Genomic DNA, 22355 nt, shown 5'->3' with positions numbered 1-22355 from the left:
CTCCCCCCGCCCAGCTACCCGTGGGTGGTCACGGACAAACCGCTACCGGGAACCGCGATGATGTGCATACCCTTTGAGCCCCAAGTCCTTGGAGGAACCAGGATGCGAGAAGGCGACGTAGCGCCGGACTTCGTGCTGTCGGACCAGACCGGCACCGAGCGCAAGCTGTCCGAACTGTTGTCCGACGGCCCGGTGGTGCTGTTCTTCTACCCCGCGGCGATGACCACCGGCTGCACCGCGGAGAGCTGCCACTTCCGCGACCTGTCCGCGGAATTCGCCGAGCTGGCCGCCCAGCCGGTCGGGATCAGCACGGATCCGGTGGCCAAACAGGCGAAGTTCGCCGAAGCGCACGGCTTCTCCTTTCCGCTGTTGTCCGATTTCGAAGGCGTGGTCGCACGCCAATTCGGTGTGAAACGGCGCTTTGGCCCGCTGCCCGTAAAACGCCACACGTTCGTCATCGACCAGCAACGCCGGGTGCTCGCGGTGATCCGCAACGAATTCCGGATGGCCCTGCACGCCGACACCGCGCTGAACGTGCTCCGAGGGAACTCCTAGCTCGTCAGGTCGCCCCGGGCTGGCCGCGAAATCGTTAACCCTGCTACGCGCGGCTTCCGCAGCGGCACTCAGGCCGGCGGGTTCTCGCAGCTGGGATTGAGGAGCTTCTGGATTTCGGCGCTGTCCACGTTGGCCTTGGTGATCAGCGTCGAGCCGGTGTCCGGATCGGGCATCGGCTCGGCCGAACCGCGGATCTTGCCGATCGCGGCGTTGACCGAGGCGAAGCCCATCTTGAACGGGTTCTGCGCGATCAACCCGGTGATCACGCCGTCCCGCAACCCCTGGATCTCGCCCTCCGAGGTGTCCCAGCCGATGACCTTCACCTGGCCGGCCTTCCCGGCCTGCCGCACGGCTTCGGCCGCGCCGAGCACGCTGGGCTCGTTCGCCGCGTAGATGCCGTTGAGGTCCGGGTTGGCGGTCAGGATGTCCTGGGTGACCTGCAACGCCCGGTTGTAGTCGCTGTCGCTGGACTGCTGCGCCACCAGCTGCAACCCGGGGTGCTTGGCCATGCCTTTCTTGAAGCCCTCGGCCCGCGTCTCGTTGGTGCTGGTGCCGGGCTGGAACTCGATGAAGGCCACCTTGCCCTTGCCGCCGAGTTGCTCGGCGAGCAAGTCGGTGCCCTGTTCGGCGGCGGCAACGTTGTTCGTGGCGAATACCGGCACGTCCCTTGGCTGCGGGGTGGTGCCGGAGTCCATGTTGACCACCGTGGTGCCCTGCCCCTGCGCGGACTTGGAGATGTCGGCCAGCGCCTTGGCGTCGGTCGCCGCATACACCAAGCCCTTGACGTCCCCCTGGGAGAGCAGGTCCTGCAGCAGGCTCTGCTGGCCGCTGACGTCGCTTTCCGCGTGCACCCCGTCCCAGTGGATCGTCACGTCCTGGTGCTTCGAGCCAGCGCATTCGGCGCCGACCCGCACCTTCTCCCAGAAGTCGAACCCGATCGCCTTGGGCACCACGGCGAGCTTGATCGGCCCGCCCTGCTGGCCCCCGCCGCCGGTCTGCTCGCGCACTCTGACGCTGCACCCGGTAGTGCCCAGCATTGCGGCCACCGAAAGCAGCACGCACGTCGCGGTCAGTACCTTCTTCATCGCCGAGCTCCCTTGCTCATCACGGGCCTGCTATCCGGCGTCGCCGCCGAGCTTGCGTCGTTGGTACCGGTCCCACCAGACCGCCAGCCAGATGATCACGCCGATCAGCACGTTCTGATAAAAGGTGCTGATGTTGAGCTGGACCGCTCCGTTGCGAATGACCGCGACCAGGAACGCCCCGATCAACGAACCCCACACCGTGCCGCGGCCGCCGAACAGGCTCGCGCCGCCGATGACGACCGCGGCGATCACATCGAGTTCCAGGCCCTCGCCGAAGTTCGGCTGACCCGAGTAGATGCGGGAGGCGGCGATCATGCCGCCGAGCCCGGCCAGCGCGCCGGAGAGCACGTAGACCGCGGTGGTGTAGCGCCGCACGGGCACCCCGGACAGCCGCGCGGCCTCCATATTGGACCCCATCACATAGGCGTAGCGGCCGAGCCGGGTCCGGGTGAGCACGACGTGCCCGACCACCGCGACGATGGCGATGAGCAGCACCGGGATCGGGATGGCGCCGATGACACCCTGCCCGAGCAGCCGGAACGACTGCGGTGCGCCGAACACCGCGACCGCGCCAGTGGCGATCAGCACCAGGCCCCTGGCGACGCTGAGCATCCCGAGGGTGGCGATGAACGGCGGCAGCCCGACCACCGACACCAGCAGCCCATTGACCAGGCCGGCCACCGCCCCGACCAGGAGGCCGCCGAATATCCCGACCAGCGGGTTGAAGCCGTAGTCGGCCATCAGCAGCACCCCGAGTACCCCGGACAGCGCCGCCACCGAGCCGACCGACAGGTCGATGCCGCCGGTGATGATCACGAGGGTCACGCCGACCGCCATCACCGCGTTCACCGAGGTCTGCGAACCCAGGTTGAACAGGTTGTCGGCGGTCAGGAAGGACGGCGCGCTGATCGACAGCACGATGAACACCACGATCAGCGCGCCCGCCGCGGCGACCTGCGAGACCGCCCCGGAAAACCGGTCCCCCAGTCCCCCCAGCAAACTATTGTCCTCAGTGGACGGAGCCTTGGTCTGCTCAGTCATGATTGCCCCCGTTTTCGAGGTTGCGGGCTCCGGTTGCCAGCGCGACGACGCGTTCCTCGGAGAACTCGGCGCGGTGGACCTCCCCGGTGATCCGCCCACCGCGCATGACCAGGATCCGATCGCACATGTTCAGCAGCTCCGGCAGGTAGCTTGAGATGAACACCACCGCTTTTCCCCGCGAGGCAAGGGAATCCATCTGCTGGAACATCTCCGACTTGGCCCCGACGTCCATGCCGCGGCCGGGCTCGTCGAAGAACAGCACCTCGGCTCCGGTTTCCAGCCAGCGCGCCAGGATCACCTTCTGCTGGTTGCCACCGGAGAGCATCCGCACCGGTCGCCCCACCCACGGCACCCGGATCCGCAGGCTCTCGCGCTCCCGCTCGGCGACCCGGCGCTCGGCGGCGAGGTCGATCAGCCCGGCGCGCATCGGCAACTTCGCCAGCGTGATGTTCTTGTCCACCCCCAGTTGCAGGGCAAGACCATCGGTTTTGCGGCTTTCGGTGAGGTATCCGATGCCAGCGGCGATCGCGTCGGACGGACCGCGGATGCGCAACCGCTTGCCGTCCAAGGTGATCGTGCCCGCGTCCGGCAACTCCGCCCCGAACACCGCGCGGGCCAGTTCGGTGCGCCCGGCCCCGACCAGCCCGGCCAGGCCGACGATTTCGCCCGCGCGGACCTCGAAGGACACGTCGCGGACGACGTCGCCGCGGGTGAACCCCGCGACGCGCAACCGCACCGCGCCGGGCTCGCTGGGGGTGCGCGGGTAGAGGTTCGCCACGTCGCGGCCGACCATCAGCCGCACCAACTGGGTCTCGTCCGGTTCGGTCACCGGCCGGGTTGCGATCACCGCGCCGTCGCGCATCACCGTCACCCGGTCACCGATCTCGAAGATCTCGTCCAGCCGGTGCGAGATGTAGAGCACCGCGATGCCCTGGGCGGTCAGCTCGCGGACGATGCCGAACAATTCCGCGGCCTCGCGTTCGGTCAGGCTCGCGGTGGGCTCGTCCAGGATGAGCACTTTCGCCTGCACAGCCAGGGCTTTCGCCAGTTCCACGCGCTGCTGCTCGGCCGTGGACAGCAACGCCACCCGCCGTCCCGGATCGACGTCCAGGCCGACGTGGCCGAGCAGTTCGCGGGCGGCGCGGCGCTCCTCGGCCCGCGAGATCCATCCGCTGCGGCCGGGCTCGTGGCCGATGAACAGGTTCTCGGCCACCGACAGGTCCGGCGCCAGCGCGAACTCCTGGTGGACCATGGAGACCCCGAGCCGCCGGGCCGCACCAGGCCCCTGGTAAGCGACCGGGACGCCGGCCAGTTCGATGCGTCCGCTGCTGGGCTGTTCGATCTGCGCGATCAGCTTCATCAACGTCGACTTCCCGGCCCCGTTTTCCCCGGCGAACACGTGCACCTCGCCGGGCGGGATGGTGAGCGTGACGTCGGAGACCGCGACTACTCCGGGAAACCGCTTGCCGACGCCGTACAGGGCCACAGCGGGACGGTTCTGGTCGGTTGCGGTCACAGCGTGCCTCCCCTTCGGTCCGCGATGATCGCTTCTCCAGGCCGCAGTGCGCCGGATCATACCCAGAACACTCACGTGGAGAAAGCATTGGAACGAAGCCAAGTATTCGATTACCGGCGGCCGGTCGCATCCTCGGTCTGGTGAACCGGCACACGCGGGCGCAACGGGTACGTAAGCTCTGAGGGGACGAAACGCACGATCTTCGAGACAGGAGCTGAGGGCACGTGCAGCCGTTGCTGGCCAGCGACCCGAACCGGGTCGGCGACTACCGGCTGCTCGCCCGGCTGGGCCGCGGCGCGATGGGCGGGGTCTACCTCGGTCGCTCGCGCGGCGGGCGGGTGGTGGCGGTCAAGGTCATCCGCCCGGACCTCGCCGAGGACCCGGAGTTCCGGGAACGGTTCCGCCGCGAGGCGCTGGCCGCCCGCTCGGTCGGCGGGTTCTGGACGGCGGCGGTGGTGCACGCCGATCCGGACGCCGAACAGCCCTGGCTGGCCACCGAGTACGTGCCGGGCCCGACCCTGCACCAGGCCGTGGTCGACCACGGCCCGCTACCGGAGGCCACGGTGCGCAGCCTGGCCGCCGGGCTGGCCGAGGCGATCGGTGCGATCCACCGCGCGCACCTGGTGCACCGAGACCTGAAACCGGCCAACGTGCTGCTCGGTCCCGATGGCCCGCGGGTCATCGACTTCGGCATCTCGCGGGCGATGACCGGCAACGCCCTGACCGCGACCGGGATGTTCCTGGGCACGCCCGGCTTCTTCTCCCCGGAGCAGACGCTGGGCAGCGAGGTCGGCCCGCCCAGCGACATCTTCTCGCTGGGCGCGGTGCTGGTCTTCGCCGCGACCGGGACCGGGCCGTTCGGCGCGGAGAGCACGGCGGCCCTGCTGTACCGGGTGGTGCACACCGAGCCGGACCTGTCCGGGGTGCCCGACGGGTTGCGGCCGCTGCTGGCGGCCTGCCTGGCGAAGGACCCGGCGGCCCGCCCCACGCCCGGCGAACTGCTGGACCAGATCGGCGAATCCAGCCCGCAGGGAAATGCGTGGTTGCCGCCCGCGATCAGCGATGTGATCACCCAGCACGCGACCCAGTTGCAGCAGACGGCGAACGCGCCGCTGCCCGACACTGGCCCGCCGCAGCCGGTAGCGTCGGCGCCCAAGCCCGGTACGCGCGCTTACACGCAAGCGCAGAGCGCCCCAGCCGCTGAACCGGCACCCGCCGCTCCGGCACCCACGCCGTCCGCTCCGGTCTCGCCCGTGCCGGTACGGAGCAAGATCGTCCCGGCGCGTCCGAGGCAGACCGCGGAGCACCAGCAGGCCCTCGCACGGGTGCGCAAGGAGAATCCCGGTCCGGTGTTCGCCACCGGCGGGCGGGTCCGCGCCGTTTTGTCGGCGATCACCTGCGGGTTGATCATCTTCGGCGCGAACAGGATGTTCCAGACCTACGCCGGCAGCGGCCTTTCGCACGACCACGTCGCCATCTTCCGGCTGGGCATCTTCCTGCTGGTCATCAGCATGATCTGGTCGATCGGCAAGGCGTTGCTGCCGGGCCTGCACCTGAAGATCAACAGCGACGGCCTGCTGATCTCCCGGACGGGGCTGACCCGGGAGATCCCGTGGAGCCGGGTCCAGCGGGTCGGCGTGGTCGGCAGCGGCAAGCGGACGTCGGTCGCGGTGTGGCTGACCGACGGCTCGACGCCCAGCTCGCGGCTGTGGCACCGCGCCCGTCGCTACCACGGCGGGGCACGGATCTTCCCGCTCGGTGCCACGGGCGGCTGGCTGACCCGCCGCCAGGAAACCCGCCGCGTCCGGACGGCCCTGGCGCAGTACGCCATCGGCCGCTACGACGCCCGAATCCTGTAGGCGATCACGCAGCCGGGAGGATGCAGACCGGGCTCGGGGTCGGCACCGGTTCGCGCAGCGGGGTCAGCTCGCCGTTGTCCGCGATGCCGAACGCCTGCACGTTGTTGCTGCGCTGGCCCGCGGCGAAGAGCACCCGGCCGTTCGGCGAGAGCGCGATGTGGCGGGGCTCGGCCACCACTGCCGGGCGGATGTCGATCAGCCGGAACTCACCGTCGCTGGAATCCGCGCGAAACACCGCGATGCTGTCGTGCCCCCGGTTCGACCCGAACACGAACCGGCCGTCCGGCGTCACCACGAGCTCGGCGGCCAGGTTCGGCCGCCCATAGTCCGGCGGGAGCGTCGACAGCGTCCGGCCCGGCTCCAGCGCGCCCGTTGCCGCGTCGTAGCCGAACTCGGTGATCGACGACGCCAGCTCGTTGATCACGTAGGCCCGTTCGGCGTCGGGGTGGAACGCCAGGTGCCGCGGCCCGGCACCGGCTCGCAGCGGTACCTCGTGCTTGATCATCAGGTGGCCGCCGTCCAGATCGAAGTCGTAGACGTACACCGAGTCGGTGCCCAGATCCACCGCAACCACGTAGCGGCCGGACGGGTCGGCCAGCACCTGGTGCGCGTGCGGGCCTTCCTGGCGCTGTGGGTTCGGCCCGCTGCCGCTGTGCTGCACCACGTGGCACGGCTCGCGCAGCACGCCCCCGGCGTCGATCGGATGCACCACCAGGTTTCCCGACCCGTAGTTCGCGGTGAGCAGGTACTTGCCGGACGGATGCACGCTCAGGTGGCACGGCGCCGCGCCCAGCGACGGTTGCGAATTGATCTCGCCGAGCGTTCCGTCCGCGCGCACCGAGAAGGCGATGACCCGTCCCGCCTGCAACTCGCTGACGGCGAACAACGTCGCCCCATCGGGTGCCACGGCGAGGAAGGACGGATCGGCGGTCTCGGCGACGCTCTCGGTGCACCGCAACGCCCCGTCGGCACCGGCGATCGCCAGCCGGATCCCGTCGGCCGCCGACTCCACGCCCGTGTAAGCGCCCAGGTACACCCGGTACTCACCGTTGTCCGGCATCAGCGCCTCGCCTTCGGTTCCGCCGAAACTGCACCGCGTCCATGATGTCAAGAGGCGGCGATGCCCCCCGGATGAGACAACGAAACTCCGCGATGGTTCGTCATCACGCAACGAATCGACGCTAGAAGCAACGGCTTGCGGCTGAAATGTTCGCCATCGCCGACATAACCTTATGACCATGACTGTCGTTCCGTCGCACCTCGAAGCCTCCCCGCACGCCGCCCGCTACCGGTCGCTCGACGACCAGTACAGCGCGCACAACTACCACCCGTTGCCGGTCGTGATCGCCGAGGCCAGCGGCGCCTGGATGACCGATGTGGACGGACGGCAGTACCTCGACTTCCTGGCCGGGTACTCGGCGCTGAACTTCGGACACCGCCACCCGGAACTGGTCGCCGCGGCCACCGAGCAGCTCGGCCGCGTCACACTCACCAGCCGCGCGTTCCACCACGACCAGCTCGGCCCGTTCTGCCGCGAGCTCGCCGAACTCACCGGCACCGACCGGGTGCTGCCGATGAACTCCGGTGCGGAGGCCGTCGAGTCCGCCATCAAGATCGCGCGGAAGTGGTCGTACCGGGTCAAGGGCGTGCCGGAAAACCGGGCCGAGATCATCGTCGCCGGGTCCAACTTCCACGGCCGCACGACCACCATCGTGTCGTTTTCTACCGACCCGGTGGCGCATGACGAATTCGGCCCGTACACGCCGGGTTTCGTCCTCACCGACTACGGCGACGCCGCATCGGTCGAGGCGGCGATCACCGAACGCACCGCGGCCATCCTGGTGGAGCCCATCCAGGGCGAAGCGGGCGTGATCGTGCCACCCGCCGACTACCTGCCCCGGCTGCGCCGGCTCTGCGACGACAACGACGTGCTGCTGATCGCCGACGAGATCCAGTCCGGACTCGCCCGCACAGGCGAGTTGCTGGCCAGCGAGCACGCCGGCATCCGCGCCGATCTCTACACCCTCGGCAAGGCGCTCGGTGGCGGCATCCTGCCGGTGTCCGCAGTGGTCGGCCGCGACGACATGATCGGCGTGCTGCAGCCCGGCCAGCACGGCTCCACCTTCGGCGGAAACCCGCTGGCCTGCGCGGTCGGCCGGGCCGTGGTTCGCCTGCTGCGCACGGGCGAGTTCCAGGAGCGCTCGCGCGAGCTGGGAGCGCACCTGCACGCGCGGCTCGGCGAGCTGCTCGGCCGCGGCGCGGTCGAGGTGCGCGGACGCGGTCTTTGGGCCGGGGTGGAGCTCGGCGCAGGCGGGCCGACCGGCCGCCAGGCCAGCGAGGCGCTGGCCGAGCGCGGTGTGCTGTGCAAGGAAACTCAGGACACGACCCTGCGCATCGCCCCGCCGCTGGTGATCACCCGCGACGAACTCGACACCGGCCTCGACACCATCGAAGCAGTCCTGACCCGCTGACCCAGCCGGTTCCGCGAGATGACGGGCAGCCGGAAGCCGACCGGTACGGGGTGTCCGTCATTCTCAGGACTTGGCGAGGTCGCGGGACAGCGCGGTGAGGCGGCTGATCGCGCGCAAGTACTTCTTCCGGTAGCCGCCGTGCAGCATCTCGTCGGTGAACAGGGCCGACAGAGCTTCGCCGGAAACCCGCACGGGGATGGCCCGGTCGTAGAGCCGGTCGGCCAGCGCGACCAGCCGCAGCGCGACGTCCTGATCCCGCGCCGCGTGCACGCCGCTGAGGTGCACCGCGGAGATCCCGTCGACCAAGCGGCCGTACTTCGAGGCGTGCAGCCCGCCCAGGAACCCGCACAGCTCGTCGAAGTCGTCGAGCGTCGAACCGTCGGTGGCCTCCGCGAGCCGGGTCAGCTCGTCCTCACTCATCGGCGGCGGCGCGTCCGGCAGCCCGCGGTGCCGGTAGTCCGGGCCGTCCACCCGAACCACGCTGAACCGCGCGGACATCGCGTGGATCTCGCGCAGGAAATCCACGGCGGCGAAGCGGCCCTCGCCGAGCTTGTCGGGCAGCGTGTTGGAGGTGGCCGCGATGCGCACGCCCGCGTCGGTGAGCTTCGCGATCAGCTGGGTGACCAGCATCGTGTCGCCGGGATCGTCCAGTTCGAACTCGTCAATGGCCAGCAACCGGTGCTCCGACAACCGCTTGACCGTCTCGGCGAACCCGAGCGCCCCCACCAGGTTGGTCACCTCGACGAACGTGCCGTAGGACTTCGCGCCCTCGGTGGCGTGCCACATCGACGCGAGCAGGTGCGTCTTGCCGACACCGAAGCCACCGTCGAGGTAGAGCCCACTCTTGCCATCGCCGGTCTTCTTGCGGCCGAACATCGCGCGCAGCCAGGACCCGCCGCCGGTATCGGCGTTGATGCCTTCGGCGAACGTCGAGCAGTCTCGCACCGCCTGCGCCTGGCTCGGCTCCTCCGGGTTCGGGAGGTAGGTGTCGAAGCGCACCACGTCGAACCTGGGCGGCGGTGTCATCGCCTGGACCAACTCGTCCGGACTGAGCTCGGGACGGCGGTCGACCAGACGGGGAAAACTCATGCGCCGACTCTATAACCGGACATCGGTCTACCCGGTCGTGCCGTCACGTGCTCCTGCTCACCCCGCCGGCCCACCGGATCGCCGCGCACATGGTGGGATTACCGCATGGTGGACAAGCTCTGGCCGGTCGACGGCGCGCAGCAGGTAGACGAGCAACTGGAGGAGTTCTACGCCTACCCCGAGCGGCCGGAACGCCCCTGGGTGCGGGTGAACTTCGTGTCCAGCCTCGACGGCGCGGTGACCGTCCAAGGCAGTTCGCGCGGGCTCTCCGCGCCGGTCGACCAGCGGGTCCTCGGGTTGATCCGGGACCTCTCGGATGTGGTGCTGGTCGGCGTCGGCACGGCGATGGTCGAGGGCTACCGGGGGGTGAAGCGCACCGAGGTGCGCGCCGAGCGGCGGCGACGGCTGGGCCGGTCCGAGGTGCCGCCGATCGCGCTGGTCACCGCCCGCGCCTCGCTGCCGCCGGACTCGCCGCTGCTCACCGACACCCTGGTACCGCCGATCGTGCTCACCTGCGACGCCGCTCCGCAGTCGCGCCGCGCGGCGCTTGCCGATGCGGGCGCCGACGTCGTCGTCACCGGTGACGAACGGGTCGATCTGCGGGCGGCGCTCAGTGCGCTGGACGCGCGGGGGCTGCGCCGCATCGGTTGCGAAGGCGGTCCGACCCTGTTCGGCAGCCTCATCGAGGAAGATCTCGTCGACGAGCTGTGCCTGACCCTGTCGCCGCTGCTGGCCGGCGGCGATGCGGGCCGGATCGCGGCGGATACCGGTGCCGCGAAGCCTCGGCAGATGCGGCTGCGGTCCGCACTGCACGCGGAATCGCTACTCCTGCTGCGTTACGCGAGAATGCTCGGGTGACGGTTGGGGCCAGTGCGGACGACGCCCTGATGGCCGCCGCGCGACGCGGCGACGACGCGGCGTTTGACATGCTGGTCCGCCGCCACAGCACCAAGATGTACCGGGTCGCATACCGGATCCTCGCGGATTCCGCCGAAGCCGAAGACGCCGTCCAGGAAGCTTGGGTGTCGGCGTGGCGGTCGCTTGGCCGGTTCCGCGGCGACTCGGCGCCGACCACCTGGCTGTACCGGGTGGTCACCAACGCGGCCCTCGCCACCCTGCGCCGCCGCAAGCCCACAGTTCCGCTGAGTCCGAACGACGAACTGATCCCCGACCGCGCCACTGCCGATCCGGAGGACCAGGTGGTTCGCAGCGAGGAGGCCGCCCGCGTGCACCGCGCTATTGCGACGCTCGAACCCTCGCAGCGCGTCCCGCTGGTGCTCCGGGAACTAGAGGGCTTGAGCTACGAAGAGATCGCCGAGATGCTCGACGTGCCGGTGACCGCGCTGCGGGCCCGGCTGCACCGGGCGCGGGTGACCCTGCTCGCCAGGCTGAAGGAGATGTGATGAGTGACCGCTCCTTCGATCCGGACCGGGTGCTGCCGTGCGGCCGTACCCTCGGCGTGCTGCTGGACTTCCTCGCCGACAGCGCCCCGACCGAACTCACCGAACACATCCAGACCTGCCCGCACTGCCAGGCCGCGCTCGCCGAACTGGACGCCGACTGGGCGCCGGTGCGCCGCACCGCGCGCCTGCCGGTCGAATCCCCGCACGGGCTGGTGGAGCGTGCCCTCAGGGCCGTGCGCGGGGTGCGCGGCGGCCTCGGAGCGGCCCCGGTGGAACTCACCCAAAAGGATGGCAAGCTGCGGATCGCGCAGCAGGCCGTGGTGCTGCTGACGCGTCGGCTGTGCCTGGAGATCCTTACCGGGCATCCAGGGGTGCACCTGCGCGGCTGCGTCGGCGATGTCGATGAGGTGCAGGTGGATCTGACGGTCCGCTACGCCCTGCCCCTGCCCGAAGAGGCCGATGCGATCCAGCGGGAATTGGTGGCGGCGCTGCGCGAGGTCCTTGGCGCGGGCGCACCGGGTGTGTTGGTGCGAGTCGTCGACGTCGAGCCGCCGGGCACCAGATGAGTCCACAATGGGTGATGTGGCATACAGCTGCGAGCGATCCCGCCGCGTGCCCGCAGCAAGCCTTGCCGAGCCGCGGCGGTATCGGCGGAACTTCGAAGGAGCTGGATTTCCATGGCCCAGAACAGTGGAACCCCGCAGAACGCGCAGGCCGCGACCGATCAGAGCGCCGAGGGCCGGCGCATTCCGGAGACCCGGTCTGGCGGCACGCCCGCCCGCCTGGCCGACGAGACCACGCAGGGCAAGACCACCATCTCCGCGTCCGTGGTGCAGAAGATCGCCGGCATCTCCGCCCGTGAGATCTCCGGCGTCTACGCGATGGGCGGCGGTGTCTCCCGCGCCTTCGGCGCCATCCGGGAGCGGATCCCGGGTGGAAGCGGGACCTCCTCCACCTCCGGTGTGCAGGTGGAGGTCGGCGAGAAGCAGGCCGCGGTGGACCTGGACCTCATCGTGGAGTACGGCGCGTCCATCGTGGACCTCGCGAGGGCGGTGCGGCGCAACGTGATCACCGCGGTGGAGCGGATGACCGGGCTGGAGGTCATCGAGGTCAACATCGCGGTCAACGACATCCATCTGCCCAGTGAGGACGGTGAGGAGAGCGGCGAGCAGGCCACAGCCCGCGTCGAATGACGTCCAGGCGCCGCGACCCGGCGGCGCAACGCCGATCTTTTTCCCTGGAGGATCAGCCCGACATGCCGGAACCCATATCCGCCAGCGAGCTGGCCGACCGGGTGCTCGCCCATCCCTCGGTGGTGCGGCTGCACGGTGGGCAGTTCGGCGAGATCGCCACGTACCGGCCCGGTAGCAAGGTCGTCGGGGTGCGGTTGCCAGACATCGGTGCCGTTGCCGAACCCGGGGCCGGTGCCGTGGAGATCGGCGTGGTGCTGCGGCTGGGCAGGCCGCTGCCGGAGATCGTCGCCGAACTCCGCGGCACGCTGGCCGAAGTGCTCGGGAAATCCCGGGTGGACATCACCGTCGCGGACGTGATCACCACCAACGAGCCGCAGGAAAGCGCATGATGGTCTCTGTGCAGCACGATCCGGCCACGACGCGGGCAGCCATCCGCGCATTCGTCCGGGCCCACCACCCGGACGTGGGAGGGGATCCGGAGGTCTTCGCCACCGGGCTGATGGAGCTGCGCGCGGCGCAGCGCACCGGCCGCCGACCGCGCGATCGCTACGACGCGCCAGTGGTCGTGGTGAATCGGCCGCGCGGGCTCCGCAGGCTGCTGCACCGCATCCGCTCCTGGCAGGCGCGCCGGAAGCGGGCCCCACGAGTCCGGTGAGTATCCAAGTCAGTTTCTCGGCAGGAGGGTTGCACCCATGAATGCGACGCAGACCGGTTTGATCGCCGGCCTCATCCTCGGCATTGCCGCCGCGGTCGGCGGCTTCATCGGGTTTCTGATCGCGCTGCTGATCGGCGTGATCGGCCTGGTGATCGGCCGGGTCCTGGACGGGGAGCTGGAAATCGGCGACATCCTGGGCCGGGGTCGAGACCGATGACCGCCACCGCCGAGCGGGCCGCAGCCGAGGACACCGGCGACCGCGGGGATCCCGGTGAGCGGGGCCGGTTGCACATCAGCCGCAGCGTGCTGCGCAAGATCGCCGAGTACGCGGCCGACCAGGCTCCGGGCTGCGCGCGCACGCGCCGTCGGCTCGCCGGGGTCGGACTCCGCGAGCACGGCGCGGTGGCGCATGTGTCTGGCCCCGACGATGCCCTGCGAGTCCGGCTGGACGTCGCGCTGCGCTATCCGACGCCGGTGTGCGAAACCGTGGCGTCGATGCGGGATCGGGTCGGCGGAGAGCTGCGGCGCATCGCCGACCGCCAGGTCCGCACCGTCGAGGTGACCGTGTCCGCCCTCGTTCCGGCGGAAGCACCGCCGCGAGTGGAGTGAGCCATGCGCTTGTTGGTGCGCCTGTTCGCCGCGCTGCTGGGCCTGGCCATCGCCGCGGGCGGCGTATTGCTGGCAATCGAGGTGGTGTGGGCCCTGCTGCGGCCCGGCACCGGCGGGCTCATCATCCCCTGGCAACACCTCCTCTCCGGGCTGAGCAGCCTGTCCTGGCACGACCCCCCGGTTCTGGTGACCGCGGCCGTGGTCGCGGTGGTGGGGCTTGTCCTGCTGCTCATCGCGATCAACGCCGGGCCGAAGGACCTCCGGCTGCACGACCCGGCACCGGAGGTCACCGCAATCACCGACCGGCGCTCGCTGGCCCGGCTGGTCGGGCACCAGGTGCGCGAGCAGGACGGCGTGGCGGGCGCCTCGGTCACCGCGAGCGCGAAACGCGTCCAGGTGAAGGCGACCGCGCAGTTCCGGCGGTTCGGCGACCTGCGCACCCGGCTGTCCGAGACCGCCGAACACGCCGTGCAAGACCTGCCGCTGCGCCACACCCCGGAGGTGCTGGTGTCGGTGGCCGCGCCGAAGGAACGGCGATGACCGAGACCAAGCAGGAGATCAGGCCGAGCGCGACCCCGGCCGGTCGCGGGCTGGCATTCGAACGCGGCGTGGTCGTCGCGTTCGGGACGCTCGGGCTGGTCGTCGGTGTCGTCGTGCTTTTGGTCGGCACCGGTCTGCTGGGCACCTTCCGGGCGCAGCGGCCGGTGGCCGACCCGATCCTGGTGCAGTGGCTGCGGGACCACTCGCAGGTGGCGCTCCCGGTCGCGATCGTGCTCGGTATCGCGCTGTTGGTGGTCGGCTTGTGGTGGGTTTTCCGGGCCATGCGGCCGGAGCCGCGACCGGACGTGCTGCTGGAGCGCGGCAAGGAGGCCCTGACGGTCACGAGCGCGGCGCTGACCGAAGCCGTGCGCACCGACGCCGAGCAGGTCACCGGCGTCAGCCGGGCGCGGGTGCGGATGGCGGGAAGTGAGCACCGCCCGGCGCTGCGGCTCACATTGTCGTTGCAGGAAGGCACCAACGTGCGCCACGTTTGGGAAGAACTCGACGACAAGGTGCTGTCCCGCGCCCGCGAGTCGCTGGGCACGGATAGCTTGCCCACGGCGATCCGCCTGCAACTGGATCGAGCACCCCGCCAACGCGTCCGCTGAACTCGGCGAGGAGGACTCGATGCTGCCAGTGCAACCACCGGTGAAGCCGATGCTGGCCAGCCCGGTCGACGGCATCTCCCGGGAGGGCGGCCTGCTGTTCGAGCCGAAGTGGGATGGTTTCCGGTGCCTGGTGTTCGCCGATCCGCAGGCCGAGCAGCCGGTGCTGCTGCAGTCCCGCACCGGTCGGCCGCTGAACCGGTACTTCCCCGAAGTCCTGCGGACGGTCGCCGAACAGCTCGACCGGCCCGCGGTGCTCGACGGGGAGCTCGTGGTGATCCGGCGCGACGAGGTCGGCGACCGGCTGGACTGGGACGCGCTGGGCGAGCGCATCCACCCGGCCGCCAGCCGCGTCCGGATGCTCGCCGAGAAGACACCGGCCACGTTCATCGCGTTCGACCTGCTCGCGCTGGACGACCGCGACCTCATGGGCGCACCGCAGACCGAGCGCCGCGAACTGCTCGCCGGCCTCGGCCTGGACCACAGCGGACTGCGCACCACGCCGGTCACCGACGACCCGGACACCGCGGCCGAATGGTTCCGGGTCTTCGAAGGCGCCGGGCTGGACGGCGTGATCGCCAAGCCCACCGGCGGCCACTACGTGCCCGGCAAGCGGACCATGTTCAAGATCAAGCATTCGCGCACCGCGGACTGCGTGGTCGCCGGGCTGCGCTGGCACGCCAAGACCGAGCCCGGCACGGCCGTGGGCTCCCTGCAGCTGGGGCTGTACGACGACAGCGGCGTGCTGCACCACGTCGGCGTCGTCGGTGCGTTCCCGGCCGCCCAGCGGCGCGCCCTGGCCACCGAACTCGCCGAGCTGGTCACCGACGGCGAGCACCCGTGGCTGGGACCCGACGCCGCCGACGGGCGGCGGCTGCCCGGCTCGGTCAATCGCTGGAACAGCAGCGAGCAGCCGTGGGTGCCGCTGCGTCCGGAGCGCGTCGTCGAGGTCTCCTACGACCACACCGAAGGCGCTTACCCCGGCCGGTTCCGGCACACCACGCAGTTCGTGCGCTGGCGCCCCGACCGGGACCCCGAGTCCTGCCGCTACGACCAGCTCGACGAGCCCACCCGTTACGACCTCGACGCAGTGCTGTTCGGCGACGTCAACCGGGGCGCCCGGGTCGACGGGTAATCTCTGGACCCGTGGCAGGACAACGCATCGCGGTGATCGGTTCGGGCGGCGTCGGCGGAGTTCTCGCGGAGGCGGCGCATGCCGCCGGGCACCAGGTCACGGTGTGCGTGCGGACGCCGTTCGACCGGTTGACGCTGGAGACTCCGAACGGCACCGGCGAGATCCCGGTTTCGGTGGCCACCCATCCGGAAGCGCTCGGCGAGTTCGACTGGATTCTGCTGACGACCAAAGTGCAGGACGCAGCGAGCGCGACGGGCTGGTTGCGGAAGCTGGACGACGGACGTGCCCCGGTCGTGGTGGTGCAGAACGGCATCGAACACCGCGAATCGGTCGCCGGGATGGGGCTGCGGGCCCCGGTGCTGCCCGCGTTGATCTACGTGGCCGCCGAGCGGGTGCGGCCCGGACACGTGGTGCGCCGGTCCGTCGGCACCATGCAGGTCGAGGCGGGAGAGCTCGGCGAACGCTTCGTCGAGCTGGTCTCCGGCGAGGCCCTCAGGGCCCGGACCACGGACGACTTCCGCACCGCGGCGTGGCGAAAAATGCTGACGAACCTGGCGCCGAATCCGATCACCGCGTTGACCCTGCGACGCCTGGATGTGCTCCGCGAGCCGCACATCGTGGAACTCAGCAAGGGCTTACTCGCCGAGGCCGTCGAGGTCGCCCGCGCCGAGGGAGCCCGGTTGACCCACAACGACGCGAAGCAGGTGCTCGCCGACTACATCGAGAAGTTCCCGCCGGCCAACGGCACGTCGATGCTCTACGACCGGTTGGCGGGCCTGCCCACCGAGCACGACCACATCACGGGCCCGCTGGTGCGGGCGGCCGAAAAGCATCACATCCCCGTCCCGCGCAACAAGGCCCTCCTAGCCCTGATGCGCGCCCTTCGACCCACGCCACTTCCGCCCGTCTGACGGGCTTCGTGCCGGTCGGCAAGACCGCCGCCGTTCTTGCCGCGTTTGCCAGGCTCGTCGGGTTCCCGGACAGTTTCACGTGGCGGAAGCCGATCAGTTCGCGCCCGTGTCCTTCGGGCTCTGGTTGCTCTCGCCGGGCTTCGCGCCCGAATCCTTGGTCATGCCGACCGAGCCGACCGAGGCGACGACGACGCAGCCGACGGCCACCCACTGCCAGGCCCCCAGCATCTCGCCCAGCACCAGGAGACCCGCCAGCGCCGCGACCGCGGGCTCCAGGCTCATCAGCACGCCGAACACCCTCGGCGGCATCCGGCGCAGTGCCTCCAGCTCCAGCGAATACGGCACCACCGAGGACATCAGCGCCACCACCAGCCCGGCGATGAGCACCGCCGGGTGCAGCAGTGCCGTCCCGGCCTCCGCGATGCCGAACGGCGCCGCCACCAGCGCACCGAACGCCATGCCCAGAGCCAGCCCGGACCCGCCGTTGGTCCGGCTGCCGAGCTTGGCGCCGAGGAGGATGTAGCCCGCCCACAGCGCACCGGCCATCAGCGCGAAAGCGACGCCGCCCCAGTCCAGCCCGCCTTCCACGCGGGCCAGCAGCACCACGCCGGTGCCCGCCAGCACCGCCCAGAGGACGTCGAGCGTGCGCCGCGAGCCGATCACCGCCACCGCCAGCGGCCCGAGGAATTCGATGGTGACCGCCGCACCAAGCGGAATCCGCTCGAACGCCTGGTAGATACAGACGTTCATGCCTGCCAGCACCGCGCCGTAACCGGCCACCACCGCCAGCGTCTTGCGGCTCATCCGCAGCGACGGGCGCCAGACCGCAAGCAGGATCACCGCGGCGAACGACAACCGCAGCGCCACCACCCCGGACGCCCCGGCCAGGGTGAACAGCTGCTTGGCGAACGCCGCCCCTACCTGCAAGCTGATCACGCCCACCAGCACGAGCATCGGCGGTGGCAGCACCCCGAGGGCGCGCGCGGAGAGGTTCTCCACGCTGAACAGCGGTCGCCTGCTCGACGATGCCCCCGAACCGATCTGCGCGACGTGCACGATGCCCCTTCCTCCGATGCTCGCGGCCGCTGCGACGACCGCGCCCGCCGCACGTTAACTCGCGGCCCGCCGTGTTCGTTACCCGATTGTCAGGGCCCTCACCGGGGTCTCACCTGGATCATGCGATGCTGGCCGCGTCCAGCGACCGCCGCGCTTGCCGACGAGGAGTACCCGTGCCGCGCACCACTCACCGGGTCGGGGCCGCGCTACTGCCGTTGTTGCTTCTGGTGATCGCCGCCTGCTCGGCCGGACCGTCGGAGCGGCCCGCGGTCGCCTACCACGACGGCGAGCAGCAGATCGTCCCCGCCCCGCAGCCGCCGAAACCGGCACCGGTCCCGCCGCTGGGCTCCCCCGGCGACGATTCCCTGAACTGGGAGGACTGCACCGCGCAGACCCGCGCGGAGCTCGGTGGACTGCCGCCCGACATGACGTTCTCCTGCTCACGGCTGCTCAGCACCCTGGACGCTCCGGATGCCCCGGAGCGCGGCGCTGCCCGAAACGCGCTGATCCGCACCGGCGCCGGCCGCGTGCCGCTGGTGGTGCTCGGCGACATCGGCGGGGAGCCGGGCACCACCTTCGCCGCCCGGCTGGCCACCCAGCTGCCGCCGGAGATGTTGCAGACCTTCACCATCATCGGGATGGATCGGCGCGGCACCGGAGAGTCCGATCCCGCCGACTGCGTGCCACCCGCGCAGCGCGATGCGATCGTCGGGTTCGACCCGCGCGCCACCGACCGCGCCGCGCTGGACCGGCTGCTCGAATCGGTGCTGAAAGCCAGCCAGGAGTGTCTGCTCAACCTCGACGAACGGCTGCAGGCCTACGACACCTGGCGCACCGCGTCGGATCTGGAGGAGCTCCGCCTGGAACTGGGGGTGCCGAAGCTGCACGCGATCGGACGCGGCGAGGCGGCGCGGCTGCTCACGACGTTCGCCGAGCGCTTCCCGGGATCGGTGGGCCGGCTGGTGCTCGACGGGGCACCGGACCCGACGCGCGACTCGATCGGACAAACGGAATCCCAGGCGCAGAGCGCCGAGCAGACCTTCGACGCGTTCGCCGCGGACTGCCTCGGCCGGAGATGCCCGCTCGGTCCCGACCCCCGCAAGATGGTCGCGGATCTCGTCGAGCGGACGCGCAGTACCCCGCTTCCGGCTCCGGGCACCACGGTCAGCGCCGGCCGCGTGGTCCAGGCGATCCGGCTGGGCCTCTCCGATCTGGCCACCTGGCCGGCCCTGGCGAATGCGCTGTCGGCGGCCGACCGCGGTGATGGCGCCGGTCTCGCCGCGATCAGCGCGCCGCTGGTCACCGTGCAAGGCGTGAACCCGCCGTGGCTGGACGGAGACATGATCACCAGCTGCAACGACACGACGGTGCGCGTCCCGCCGCAGCGCAGCGGCGAGCTCGCGTTGGACTGGGTGAACCGCTTCCCGCTGTTCGGCGGTGCCGCCGCGCAGCGCGTGGCGTGGTGCGGGTCGTGGCCGGTCCCGCAGCAGCCGCTTCCGGCACCGCGCCGCATGGACCTGCCGCCGATCCCGGTGATCAGCACCGCGAACGATCCGCAAATGCTCGGCATGGGCAGCGAGCATATGGCCGACCAACTGCCGACCGGCGTGCTGCTGCGCTGGCAAGGCGCCGGACACGGTGCGGTCGGCAAATCGCCATGCATCACCGAGTCCGTCAGCCGATTCCTGGTGCAGGGCACCGTGCCGACCGACGGCACGGCCTGCCCGGGGTGATCCCGCGAACACGCCGGGCAGGCCGCCGCCGGTTAGCCGCAGCTGGAGCAGCAGCCGCAGGAAGGACCGGAGCAGCTGCTGCAACAGCTGCACCCACCCTGGACTTGCGGAGCACGCTCGGCTTCGGTGCGGACCATCATGGCCTCCCGGTCTTGTGGCGAATACCAGCGGTTGCGATGTTCCTCGTCAGCCGAGGGACCGGGACACCGCTGGCCGAGCGAAACGTTGTCGTCCAACGTGCTTAACAGGGCACATGAACGCATTGCGATCTGTAACTGAATGCAGAACGTGCACGGGGAACGCGGCGATCGAGTGAGAAGATCGACTCTTCCGGACCAAGGAACACCATGTTCGACGAGCACCACCGGGCCATCCCGCTGAGCACCGGCCATGGGCCTTTGGCTGGACACCCCGGCACAGACCGTCGAGGAAATCCTGAGCCGCGCCTGGCCCCAAACCCCGGTGTGACTCGTCAGCGGCCGTAGTCGTGCTCGTAGTCGTACTGGTACTCGTAGTACGGCTGGTTGAACGACTGCACGACGCCGTCGCAGACCAGGCTGATCGCGCCGAGCACGATGAACACGATCAGCAAGATGCGGCCGCCCTTGGACATCACCAGCGGACGGGTGCCGGGCGACTGCCGCGGCGGGTTGTCCTCCGCTCGCGCGTCGCCGAAAAGCTTCATCGGATAGGCGCCGGTCAGCAGGTAGAAATAGGCGTTCGTGCGGTAGGTGTAGCGCAGGACCGCCGCGGAGGCGTCGAAGACCGGCCGCGGGTTGCGGCCGGCGACCAGCACGATCACCCAGATGAAGAAGGCGAGCACACCCCACCCATGGACGACGACCGCGCTCACGATCGCGGCCGGGATGACCAGGATGATCCGGAAGAAAACCGTCCACCGATTGAGCTCGCCGGGCCGGATGTCGACTTGCACCGGGTAGTCCGGCTCGGGAACCACGAACGGCGGGTACTTGTCCACGAGCAGCATGTTCGATGCGGCCACCCGCGCCTGGTAACCGATGAACAGGGCCAGGAAACCGGAAATCCAGTCCGGTAGCCGCCCCAGGATCAGCGCGGCGAACCAGCCGATGAACACCACCACGGCGGCCGCGATGGACACCAGCCAGAGCACGATGAAGTGCGGGATCAACAGCAACAGTCGCAATAGGACGGTCCAGCGACGCTGTCGTTCCGGGGGCGTGACCATCAGCTCGGGCCGAAACGGGCCGCTGGTCTGCGCCGGCTGCTCGCTCATCATCGCCTCCCTGAGTCCTAAGTAGAGCGCGGCGACGGTATCCACCGCTCGCGGGCAGGAGAATGATCTACCCGATCGCCCTGCGAAAGCGATCACTCGATCAGGTGGGGCGCGGCATCCTGCACCGGTCGGCATTCTCGCGGCGGACGCCGCAGGGCTGCGGCGGGCACCAAGCGCTACCGTGGGGCCGTGGAGCGCGGCGAACGCGATGAGGAGCTTGAACGCCTCGGCGACGATCTGGACGGGCTCGACCCGCAGGATCCCGAGGTGCGCGCCTTCGCCGCGCATCGCGATCGAATGCAGCGGCCCAACTCTGAGGCCACCGTGGAAGGCATGCTGCGCGGCGTTGACGACTTCGCGCAGAGTGTGAACCGCGCGGATGGTCACCGCCGGTTGGTGGCCGTCTCGGTGGTCGTGCTGATCCTGCTAGGCGTGCTGTTCACGGTGTGGAACGCGGTCGCGTTCATGCTCCACACGTTCCTCGGTTGACTTGTCGGAGCACTGGGGCATTCTTGGCCTCCGCCGCTGAATCGAGGTTCGATGATCGAGACCGATCGGGTACGCGTCCTGGCCTACCGCTACGCCGTGCAACAGCTGGACCGCTCCGCTATCGACGTCGACGAACTCGCCGTGCTGCCGCTCGGCGTGCAGGACAGCCCCGCCGGATCGGCACTCCAGTCGGTGCGTACGCGTGTGCCCGGAGCCGAACTCCCCGACTCGCTGACCCTCGCCTGGTCGGTGCGCGGCAGCGCGCACCTACACCGCGTCACGGATCTCCCGAGGCTGGCCGCCCAGCTCTACCCGTCGTCGGATGCGGACGTGGTGGCCCGGCTGCCGGTCATGAGATCCGTCGACGCCCCGCTCGCGGTGTTCGGCAAGACCGTCACGGCGATGCGCGAGCACTCGCTCGAACCGACCGACCGGGGCTCGCTGAGCGCCGCGGTCACCCGCGACGTCCCGGAAGCCTCGGCGTGGTGCCGCGGATGCGAGTCGACCCATGTCTTCTACTCGCTGTATCTACAGGCCGGGTTGGCGGCAGGCATCCGGCTGGCGCGCGAGTCCGGGCGGCTGCGGATCACGGCGGCCCCGCAATGGCACGTGCCGCACAAGACCACCCGGCTCGACGCGCTCATTCGGGACAGCCTGCGCGTGCTGGGCCCGGGCTCGATCGCCGATGTCGCCGCGTACTTCGGCACCAGCGCGGCCGTGCTGCGGCCGGTCTGGCCGACGGATCTCGTCGAGGTCTCGGTCGGCGGCAAGCAGTCCTGGTTCGTGCCGGAGGAGACCGCCGCACTCGACTCGCCGGCGTCGCCGCGCGGCGTTCGGCTCCTGCCGACCGGGGATCCGTTCCTGCAAGCGCGAGACCGTGTGCAGTTACTGCCCAACCCGGTCCACCGCAAGGCCCTTTGGCGCGCGGTCAGCTCCCCTGGCGCCCTGCTCGTTGACGGTGAGATCACCGGAAGCTGGCGGGCCAAGAAGGCGGGCAGCAAGCTCGATGTGGCCGTGACGAGCTTCGGTCGCCTGACCGGCGCCACCCGCGCCGAAGTGGACGCCGAAGCCCAGCAGTTGGCCGCGGTCCGGGGCGCGAAGTCGGCCGCGGTGGCGTTCGACTCGATCTGAGACCGCGCCTGTGCAGTTGATCTT

At 70.2% G+C, this 22355-nt stretch carries 25 protein-coding genes; 18 read left to right on the top strand and 7 right to left on the bottom strand.

The window, feature by feature from the left end; all coding sequences use genetic code 11:
• The first annotated feature begins 102 nt into the window (after positions 1-102).
• The gene (locus BJ970_RS19210) at positions 103-555 is read left to right on the top strand and encodes a peroxiredoxin (protein ID WP_184727521.1); all 453 of its coding nucleotides are present in this window, start codon (positions 103-105) and stop codon (positions 553-555) included.
• A 68-nt stretch (positions 556-623) separates the two neighbouring features.
• Here the strand turns inward: BJ970_RS19210 and BJ970_RS19205 are convergent, their stop codons facing one another.
• Genes BJ970_RS19205 through BJ970_RS19195 form a run of 3 tightly spaced genes read right to left on the bottom strand, consistent with a single transcriptional unit; the run spans position 624 to position 4197 of the window.
• The gene (locus tag BJ970_RS19205) at positions 624-1640 is read right to left on the bottom strand and encodes a substrate-binding domain-containing protein (protein ID WP_184727520.1); all 1017 of its coding nucleotides are present in this window, start codon (positions 1638-1640) and stop codon (positions 624-626) included.
• A 30-nt stretch (positions 1641-1670) separates the two neighbouring features.
• Positions 1671-2681: an ABC transporter permease gene (locus BJ970_RS19200; protein ID WP_184727519.1), complete on the bottom strand. Its 1011-nt coding sequence runs from the start codon at positions 2679-2681 to the stop codon at positions 1671-1673.
• Positions 2674-4197: a sugar ABC transporter ATP-binding protein gene (locus BJ970_RS19195; protein ID WP_184727518.1), complete on the bottom strand. Its 1524-nt coding sequence runs from the start codon at positions 4195-4197 to the stop codon at positions 2674-2676. Before BJ970_RS19195 ends, BJ970_RS19200 begins: the two co-directional genes overlap by 8 nt.
• Before the next feature lie 224 nt (positions 4198-4421).
• On the opposite strand from BJ970_RS19195, the gene BJ970_RS19190 reads away from it, so the two are divergent.
• Positions 4422-6056: a serine/threonine-protein kinase gene (locus tag BJ970_RS19190; RefSeq protein ID WP_184727517.1), complete on the top strand. Its 1635-nt coding sequence runs from the start codon at positions 4422-4424 to the stop codon at positions 6054-6056.
• Between the two features lie 4 nt (positions 6057-6060).
• On the opposite strand, the gene BJ970_RS19185 is transcribed toward BJ970_RS19190, so the two are convergent.
• Positions 6061-7167 carry a lactonase family protein gene (locus BJ970_RS19185; RefSeq protein ID WP_246470916.1) on the bottom strand — a complete coding sequence of 369 codons (1107 nt, stop codon included), beginning with the start codon at positions 7165-7167 and terminating at the stop codon, positions 6061-6063.
• A 127-nt stretch (positions 7168-7294) separates the two neighbouring features.
• Here BJ970_RS19185 and rocD point away from each other — a divergent pair, with 127 nt between their 5' ends.
• Positions 7295-8527: an ornithine--oxo-acid transaminase gene (gene rocD / locus BJ970_RS19180; RefSeq protein WP_184727516.1), complete on the top strand. Its 1233-nt coding sequence runs from the start codon at positions 7295-7297 to the stop codon at positions 8525-8527.
• Between the two features lie 63 nt (positions 8528-8590).
• Here the strand turns inward: rocD and zapE are convergent, their stop codons facing one another.
• A complete protein-coding gene (zapE, locus tag BJ970_RS19175) occupies positions 8591-9616 on the bottom strand; it encodes a cell division protein ZapE (protein WP_184727515.1) in 1026 nt (341 codons plus the stop codon).
• Between the two features lie 105 nt (positions 9617-9721).
• Here zapE and BJ970_RS19170 point away from each other — a divergent pair, with 105 nt between their 5' ends.
• The 12 genes from BJ970_RS19170 to BJ970_RS19115 all read left to right on the top strand — a co-directional run bounded on the left by BJ970_RS19170 (position 9722) and on the right by BJ970_RS19115 (position 16667).
• Positions 9722-10474 carry a pyrimidine reductase family protein gene (locus BJ970_RS19170; protein WP_184727514.1) on the top strand — a complete coding sequence of 251 codons (753 nt, stop codon included), beginning with the start codon at positions 9722-9724 and terminating at the stop codon, positions 10472-10474.
• 29 nt (positions 10475-10503) lie between these two features.
• Positions 10504-11019: an RNA polymerase sigma factor gene (locus tag BJ970_RS19165; RefSeq protein WP_184729215.1), complete on the top strand. Its 516-nt coding sequence runs from the start codon at positions 10504-10506 to the stop codon at positions 11017-11019.
• Entirely contained in the window at positions 11019-11585 is a 567-nt protein-coding gene (locus BJ970_RS19160; RefSeq protein ID WP_184727513.1) for an anti-sigma factor, read from the top strand. The genes BJ970_RS19165 and BJ970_RS19160 overlap by 1 nt, the downstream gene beginning before the upstream one ends.
• A 111-nt stretch (positions 11586-11696) precedes the next feature.
• The gene (locus BJ970_RS19155; RefSeq protein ID WP_184727512.1) at positions 11697-12212 is read left to right on the top strand and encodes an Asp23/Gls24 family envelope stress response protein; all 516 of its coding nucleotides are present in this window, start codon (positions 11697-11699) and stop codon (positions 12210-12212) included.
• A gap of 62 nt (positions 12213-12274) precedes the next feature.
• On the top strand, positions 12275-12601 hold the full coding sequence (locus BJ970_RS19150) for a hypothetical protein (protein ID WP_184727511.1): 327 nt from the start codon (positions 12275-12277) through the stop codon (positions 12599-12601).
• Positions 12598-12867 (top strand): hypothetical protein, encoded by a 270-nt coding sequence (locus BJ970_RS19145; RefSeq protein ID WP_246470915.1) that lies wholly within the window; start codon positions 12598-12600, stop codon positions 12865-12867. The genes BJ970_RS19150 and BJ970_RS19145 overlap by 4 nt, the downstream gene beginning before the upstream one ends.
• A gap of 37 nt (positions 12868-12904) precedes the next feature.
• A complete protein-coding gene (locus BJ970_RS19140) occupies positions 12905-13084 on the top strand; it encodes a hypothetical protein (protein ID WP_184727510.1) in 180 nt (59 codons plus the stop codon).
• Entirely contained in the window at positions 13081-13476 is a 396-nt protein-coding gene (locus BJ970_RS19135; protein ID WP_184727509.1) for an Asp23/Gls24 family envelope stress response protein, read from the top strand. Before BJ970_RS19140 ends, BJ970_RS19135 begins: the two co-directional genes overlap by 4 nt.
• 3 nt (positions 13477-13479) lie before the next feature.
• On the top strand, positions 13480-14016 hold the full coding sequence (locus tag BJ970_RS19130) for a DUF6286 domain-containing protein (protein ID WP_184727508.1): 537 nt from the start codon (positions 13480-13482) through the stop codon (positions 14014-14016).
• Positions 14013-14624 (top strand): alkaline shock response membrane anchor protein AmaP, encoded by a 612-nt coding sequence (amaP, locus tag BJ970_RS19125; protein WP_184727507.1) that lies wholly within the window; start codon positions 14013-14015, stop codon positions 14622-14624. The genes BJ970_RS19130 and amaP overlap by 4 nt, the downstream gene beginning before the upstream one ends.
• Before the next feature lie 19 nt (positions 14625-14643).
• Positions 14644-15756: an ATP-dependent DNA ligase gene (locus tag BJ970_RS19120; RefSeq protein ID WP_184727506.1), complete on the top strand. Its 1113-nt coding sequence runs from the start codon at positions 14644-14646 to the stop codon at positions 15754-15756.
• A gap of 11 nt (positions 15757-15767) precedes the next feature.
• Positions 15768-16667 carry a 2-dehydropantoate 2-reductase gene (locus BJ970_RS19115; protein WP_312864312.1) on the top strand — a complete coding sequence of 300 codons (900 nt, stop codon included), beginning with the start codon at positions 15768-15770 and terminating at the stop codon, positions 16665-16667.
• 93 nt (positions 16668-16760) lie between these two features.
• Here the strand turns inward: BJ970_RS19115 and BJ970_RS19110 are convergent, their stop codons facing one another.
• Entirely contained in the window at positions 16761-17723 is a 963-nt protein-coding gene (locus BJ970_RS19110) for an EamA family transporter (RefSeq protein ID WP_312864311.1), read from the bottom strand.
• A 173-nt stretch (positions 17724-17896) separates the two neighbouring features.
• Between BJ970_RS19110 and BJ970_RS19105 the strand changes: the two genes are divergently transcribed.
• Positions 17897-19456: an alpha/beta hydrolase gene (locus BJ970_RS19105; RefSeq protein ID WP_184727505.1), complete on the top strand. Its 1560-nt coding sequence runs from the start codon at positions 17897-17899 to the stop codon at positions 19454-19456.
• Between the two features lie 472 nt (positions 19457-19928).
• Here the strand turns inward: BJ970_RS19105 and BJ970_RS19100 are convergent, their stop codons facing one another.
• Complete coding sequence (locus BJ970_RS19100) at positions 19929-20711, bottom strand: DUF4389 domain-containing protein (RefSeq protein ID WP_184727504.1); 783 nt, start codon at positions 20709-20711, stop codon at positions 19929-19931.
• Between the two features lie 189 nt (positions 20712-20900).
• On the opposite strand from BJ970_RS19100, the gene BJ970_RS19095 reads away from it, so the two are divergent.
• Both BJ970_RS19095 and BJ970_RS19090 read left to right on the top strand, forming a co-directional pair.
• The gene (locus BJ970_RS19095; RefSeq protein WP_184727503.1) at positions 20901-21200 is read left to right on the top strand and encodes a hypothetical protein; all 300 of its coding nucleotides are present in this window, start codon (positions 20901-20903) and stop codon (positions 21198-21200) included.
• A 51-nt stretch (positions 21201-21251) separates the two neighbouring features.
• Complete coding sequence (locus BJ970_RS19090) at positions 21252-22331, top strand: DNA glycosylase AlkZ-like family protein (RefSeq protein ID WP_184727502.1); 1080 nt, start codon at positions 21252-21254, stop codon at positions 22329-22331.
• The last annotated feature ends 24 nt before the right edge of the window (positions 22332-22355 follow it).

The sequence above is a fragment of the Saccharopolyspora phatthalungensis genome (genome assembly GCF_014203395.1).
Lineage (GTDB): Bacteria > Actinomycetota > Actinomycetes > Mycobacteriales > Pseudonocardiaceae > Saccharopolyspora > Saccharopolyspora phatthalungensis.
This window is presented reverse-complemented; position numbering and strand designations above follow the sequence as displayed.

Bases quoted from the DNA above. Each gene is read 5' to 3' on its own strand.
- BJ970_RS19205 (WP_184727520.1), bottom strand. From the start codon at position 1,640: ATGAAGAAGGTACTGACCGCGACGTGCGTGCTGCTTTCGGTGGCCGCA.
- BJ970_RS19150 (WP_184727511.1), top strand. From the start codon at position 12,275: ATGCCGGAACCCATATCCGCCAGCGAGCTGGCCGACCGGGTGCTCGCC.
- BJ970_RS19160 (WP_184727513.1), top strand. From the start codon at position 11,019: ATGAGTGACCGCTCCTTCGATCCGGACCGGGTGCTGCCGTGCGGCCGT.
- BJ970_RS19140 (WP_184727510.1), top strand. From the start codon at position 12,905: ATGAATGCGACGCAGACCGGTTTGATCGCCGGCCTCATCCTCGGCATT.
- zapE (WP_184727515.1), bottom strand. From the start codon at position 9,616: ATGAGTTTTCCCCGTCTGGTCGACCGCCGTCCCGAGCTCAGTCCGGAC.
- BJ970_RS19090 (WP_184727502.1), top strand. From the start codon at position 21,252: ATGATCGAGACCGATCGGGTACGCGTCCTGGCCTACCGCTACGCCGTG.
- BJ970_RS19165 (WP_184729215.1), top strand. From the start codon at position 10,504: ATGGCCGCCGCGCGACGCGGCGACGACGCGGCGTTTGACATGCTGGTC.
- BJ970_RS19145 (WP_246470915.1), top strand. From the start codon at position 12,598: ATGATGGTCTCTGTGCAGCACGATCCGGCCACGACGCGGGCAGCCATC.
- BJ970_RS19170 (WP_184727514.1), top strand. From the start codon at position 9,722: ATGGTGGACAAGCTCTGGCCGGTCGACGGCGCGCAGCAGGTAGACGAG.
- BJ970_RS19200 (WP_184727519.1), bottom strand. From the start codon at position 2,681: ATGACTGAGCAGACCAAGGCTCCGTCCACTGAGGACAATAGTTTGCTG.
- BJ970_RS19155 (WP_184727512.1), top strand. From the start codon at position 11,697: ATGGCCCAGAACAGTGGAACCCCGCAGAACGCGCAGGCCGCGACCGAT.
- BJ970_RS19120 (WP_184727506.1), top strand. From the start codon at position 14,644: ATGCTGCCAGTGCAACCACCGGTGAAGCCGATGCTGGCCAGCCCGGTC.
- rocD (WP_184727516.1), top strand. From the start codon at position 7,295: ATGACTGTCGTTCCGTCGCACCTCGAAGCCTCCCCGCACGCCGCCCGC.
- BJ970_RS19210 (WP_184727521.1), top strand. From the start codon at position 103: ATGCGAGAAGGCGACGTAGCGCCGGACTTCGTGCTGTCGGACCAGACC.
- amaP (WP_184727507.1), top strand. From the start codon at position 14,013: ATGACCGAGACCAAGCAGGAGATCAGGCCGAGCGCGACCCCGGCCGGT.
- BJ970_RS19100 (WP_184727504.1), bottom strand. From the start codon at position 20,711: ATGAGCGAGCAGCCGGCGCAGACCAGCGGCCCGTTTCGGCCCGAGCTG.
- BJ970_RS19130 (WP_184727508.1), top strand. From the start codon at position 13,480: ATGCGCTTGTTGGTGCGCCTGTTCGCCGCGCTGCTGGGCCTGGCCATC.
- BJ970_RS19135 (WP_184727509.1), top strand. From the start codon at position 13,081: ATGACCGCCACCGCCGAGCGGGCCGCAGCCGAGGACACCGGCGACCGC.